The 4,078-nt window shown below is 74.6% G+C and carries 3 protein-coding genes; 1 reads left to right on the plus strand and 2 read right to left on the minus strand.

Annotated elements, in window-relative coordinates; all coding sequences use genetic code 11:
* The first annotated feature begins 443 nt into the window (after positions 1 to 443).
* On the plus strand, positions 444 to 1,535 hold the full coding sequence (locus AAHZ94_RS29530; protein WP_349996749.1) for a DUF5925 domain-containing protein: 1,092 nt from the start codon (positions 444 to 446) through the stop codon (positions 1,533 to 1,535).
* Positions 1,536 to 1,626: 91 nt separating this feature from the next.
* Here the strand turns inward: AAHZ94_RS29530 and AAHZ94_RS29535 are convergent, their stop codons facing one another.
* Positions 1,627 to 2,004: a GntR family transcriptional regulator gene (locus tag AAHZ94_RS29535; RefSeq protein WP_349996747.1), complete on the minus strand. Its 378-nt coding sequence runs from the start codon at positions 2,002 to 2,004 to the stop codon at positions 1,627 to 1,629.
* A gap of 84 nt (positions 2,005 to 2,088) precedes the next feature.
* Positions 2,089 to 3,942 carry an asparagine synthase (glutamine-hydrolyzing) gene (gene asnB / locus AAHZ94_RS29540; RefSeq protein WP_349996748.1) on the minus strand — a complete coding sequence of 618 codons (1,854 nt, stop codon included), beginning with the start codon at positions 3,940 to 3,942 and terminating at the stop codon, positions 2,089 to 2,091.
* Positions 3,943 to 4,078 lie beyond the last annotated feature (136 nt).

Raw genomic sequence — 4,078 nt, forward strand, 5'->3', positions numbered from 1 at the left:
AGATGGGTATACGAGACAGCCGTAGCCACCGCGCCGCACCCGCCGGCCCGCGGGCCCGACCCGCCGTGCCTCGACTGACCCCGCCGGCCCCGCCCCGCCGTGCCCACGTACGCACCCGCGCGCGTGGGCACGGCGCTTCGGTAGGCCGCCGGCCCGTCCCCGGCCCGTTGCAGGCACGGCCCGGGCGGCCGGGCGCCCGATCCCTGACCGTGGGTGTTGCGTAATTGCGTGCGCGTCGGCCGTCGGTGTCGGATCATGGCCGCATGTGCGCCGACCGCCAGCACGACACCCGGAGGCAGACCCTGCCGACCAGCCCTGCCGGCCCGAACGGCACGAGCAACGCCAACAAGCCGGCCAAGCGGCCGAAGAAGACGGAACGGCTGGCCGCCGCGCCCGCGGTACCGGGCCCGGCCGGGGAGGCCGGCGGCCCGGTGCCGGTCGGGATGACCCCGACCGAGCACGCGCTGCCGATCCGGCTCAACGTCGACGACAGCGACTCGCCGTCCGACGTGGTGGACGCGCTGTTCCTGGGCCGGTTCGCCACCGGTGAGCAGCCGTTCGCCCGCAGCCACTCGGTGGACCGCGTCAAGAGCGGTCTGACCCTGTTGCCGCCCGGCGCCCGGGTGCTGCGCTCGGCCAGGGACGACGACCGCAGCGCACTGCTCGCCGAGGGCGACGGCTGGACGCTGCTGGTCTCGCGCTGGAACCGGGGCGCGGACGTCACCGTGACGGCGGTCAGCGAAGAGCTCGCCGAGAAGGTGCTCAGGCAGTCCGTCGAGGACGCCGAGGACGAGCCCGAGCCGCAGCCGGAGAACGTCACGATGGGCTTTTGGTACGTGTCGCCGCGGCGCGGCCCGTACCGGACGACGCGACAGATCTCGGCCGGCACCTGGCCGGAGATCCGCGGCAACTACACGGCGCCGGTGGCCTCCGCCATGGACCGGCTGATGAAGGTGACACCGGACGACATCTCCGGGCGGCTGCTGCTGTTGCACGGCCCCCCGGGCACCGGCAAGACCTCGGCGCTGCGCACGCTGGCCCGCTCCTGGCGGGAGTGGTGCCAGGTGGACTGCGTGCTGGACCCGGAGCGGCTGTTCAACGACGTCGGCTATCTGATGGACATCGCCATCGGCGAGGACGACGGGAGCGCCGGTGGCCGCTGGCGGCTGCTGCTCCTTGAGGACTGCGACGAGTTGATCCGCGGCGAGGCCCGGCACACCGCGGGGCAGGCGCTCTCCCGGCTGCTCAACCTGACCGACGGGCTGCTGGGGCAGGGCCGCAACGTGCTGGTCGGCGTCACCACCAACGAGGACCTGGAGCGGCTGCACCCGGCCGTGGTCCGCCCCGGCCGCTGCCTGGCCCGGATCGAGGTGGGCGCGCTGACCCGCCCCGAGGCGGTGGGTTGGCTGGGCACCGAGGAGGGCGTGGGCCGGGACGGCTCCACCCTGGCCGAGTTGTACGCGCTGCGCCGCGGCACCGGCCCGGCTTCCGTACCGGCTCCTGCGTCCGGTGCCGACGCCGGCCTGTACCTGTGATCTGACGGGCGGGCGCCGCGCACGGCCCGGGCCGGGGCGCCCGCCCCTCAACCCGTGCCGTACGCGGCTTCAGCCCGTGCCGTAGGCGGGCTCAGCCCGTGCCGTACGCGGCGCGCAGCGCGTCCGTGACCGCCGCCGTGGCCGCCGCCTGCTCCACGCCCAGGTGGTGGGCGCGGCGCGCGTACTGCTCGGCGGCGGTGGCCAGTTCGCGGGCGGCGGCGTCAGCGGCTGCGGCAACGAACGAGCCGTGCCGGCCCCGGGTCTCGATCACGCCGTCCGTCTCCAGCGCGCGGTACGCCTTGGCGACCGTGTTCGCCGCGAGCCCCAGGTCCTGGGCCAGGCCGCGCACCGTCGGCAGCTTGTACCCCACCGGCAGGAGACCGCTTCTGGCCTGGTCGGCCACCTGGCTGCGCACTTGCTCGAAGGGTGCGGTGCCGGTGTCGGGATCGACGGTGATGCGCAGGGACACGGGGCGGGCTCCTGACGGGTGAGGGGACACCGTCCCATTGTGACCAGCTCCGTGCGGCCCCGGGGCACCGGTCAGCACACCCGGTCACAACTCCAGCGTGATGTCGTAACGCCGCAGCCAGGCGTCGATGCCCAGGACCAGTTCGGTGCTGGCCCGCAGCCGGTCGCCGGTGGGGTCGGCCAGCGCCGCGCGCAGCGTGCGTTCGTCCAGCAGGGGGCGTACGGGCGCGTTGGGGTCGGCGGCGAGCCGGTGCAGTTCCGCGCGGAGCGCGCGGGCGTAGCGGGGGTCCTGGGTGGCCGGGTAGGGGCTCTTGACCCGGTCCACGACGGCGCGCGGCAGCAGGTCCTGGGCGGCGGCGCGCAGCAGGGACTTCTCCCGGCCGTCGAAGGTCTTCATCGCCCAGGGCGTGTTGAAGACGTACGAGACCAGCCGGTGGTCGCAGAAGGGCACCCGCACTTCGAGGCCGACGGCCATGCTCGTGCGGTCCTTGCGGTCCAGGAGGATCTGGAGGAAGCGGGTCAGGCCCAGGTAACACAGCTCGCGCATGCGCCGCTCCGTCGGGTCGTCGCCGTCGCGGTGCGGCACTTCGGCGAGCGCGTCGTGGTAGCGGGCCGCCCGGTAGCCGGCGAGGTCGAGCTTGCCGACGAGGGACGGGTCGAGCAGGGCGGTGCGGGCGGTGCGCCCGCCGCCGACGAAGGAGGAAGCGAGGTCGACGACGCTCCAGGGGAAGGTGTCCGCCCGTACGGTGTGCGGCTGGTGGAACCAGCCGTAACCGCCGAACACCTCGTCGGCCGACTCCCCCGACAGGGCGACCGTCGAGTGTTCCCGTACGGCCTTGAAGAGCAGGTAGAGCGAGGTGTCGGCGTCGCCGAAGCCGTCCGGGGTGTCGCGGGCGCCGAGCACCCGGGCGCGGTGGTCGCGGTCCATCAGGGCCGCGGTGTCCAGGACGATGTCGCGGTGGTCGGCGCCGACGTGGTCGGCCAGCGCGTGGGCGTACGGGCCGTCAGGGGTGGGGCGCAGGTCGCTGGCCCGGAAGTGTTCGGTGTGGCCGGCGAAGTCGACGGCGAAGGAGCGGACGGGGCCGCGGCCGGCGGCGGCGAGTTGGCCGGCGGCCAGCGCGGTCAGCGTGGAGGAGTCCAGACCGCCGGAGAGCAGGGTGCACAGCGGCACGTCGGCCACCAACTGTCGGGCAACGATGTCAGCGAGCAGTTCGCGCACCCGGCCGACGGTGGTCGGCAGGTCGTCGGTGTGGTCGTCGGCCGCAAGGCTCCAGTAGCGGTGCGCGCTGACCCCGGTGCGCCGCACCCGTACGGTGTGGCCCGGGCGCACCTCGTACATGCCCCGGTAGGCGGCGTGGCCCGGGGTCTTGGTGAAGGAGACCAACTCGGCCAGGCCCTCGGCGTCCACGACGGCGGGTACGGACTGGTGGGCGAGGATCGCCTTGGGTTCGGAGCCGAAGAGCACGCCGTCGGGCAGGGGGTAGTAGTAGAGCGGCTTGATCCCCATCCGGTCCCTGACCAGCAGCAACTCCTGGGTGCGCGGGTCCCATGCGGCGAACGCGTACATGCCGTTCAGCCGCTCGGCGCAGCCCGCGCCCCACTCCAGGTAGGCGCGGAGCACGACTTCGGTGTCGCTGCGGGTGCGGAAGGCGTGGCCGCGCGAGCGCAGTTCGGCCCGCAGCTCGCGGTGGTTGTAGACCTCGCCGCTGTAGCTCAGGACCGCCTCGGTGCGGCCGTCGGCGGTGGCGGCCATCGGCTGGACGCCGCCGGGCAGGTCGATGACGGCGAGCCTGCGGTGGCCGAGCGCCGCGTGCCCCGCCAGCCAGGTGCCGCCGGCGTCCGGGCCGCGGCAGGCCATGGTCTGCGTCATGGCGTCGACGGCACGCTGTTCGCCGGTGAGGTCACGGTCGTAGGAGATCCATCCGGTGATGCCGCACATGGTTGCGGTGCCTCCATCGGTTCGCCGCCCCCGGCGGGCCCGGGGCGCGGGGCGACCCCCCTCGGGGGGGCGCCCCCCCGGCGCCCCGGGGGGGGCGGGGGGGGGGGCGGCGGGCCCCGACCCCGCCCCAAAGGGG

This window comes from Streptomyces sp. HSW2009, from assembly GCF_040240285.1.
Taxonomy (GTDB): domain Bacteria; phylum Actinomycetota; class Actinomycetes; order Streptomycetales; family Streptomycetaceae; genus Streptomyces.

Coding starts and splice junctions, on each gene's coding strand:
- AAHZ94_RS29530 (WP_349996749.1), top strand. CDS start 444: ATGACCCCGACCGAGCACGCGCTGCCGATCCGGCTCAACGTCGACGAC.
- asnB (WP_349996748.1), bottom strand. CDS start 3,942: ATGTGCGGCATCACCGGATGGATCTCCTACGACCGTGACCTCACCGGC.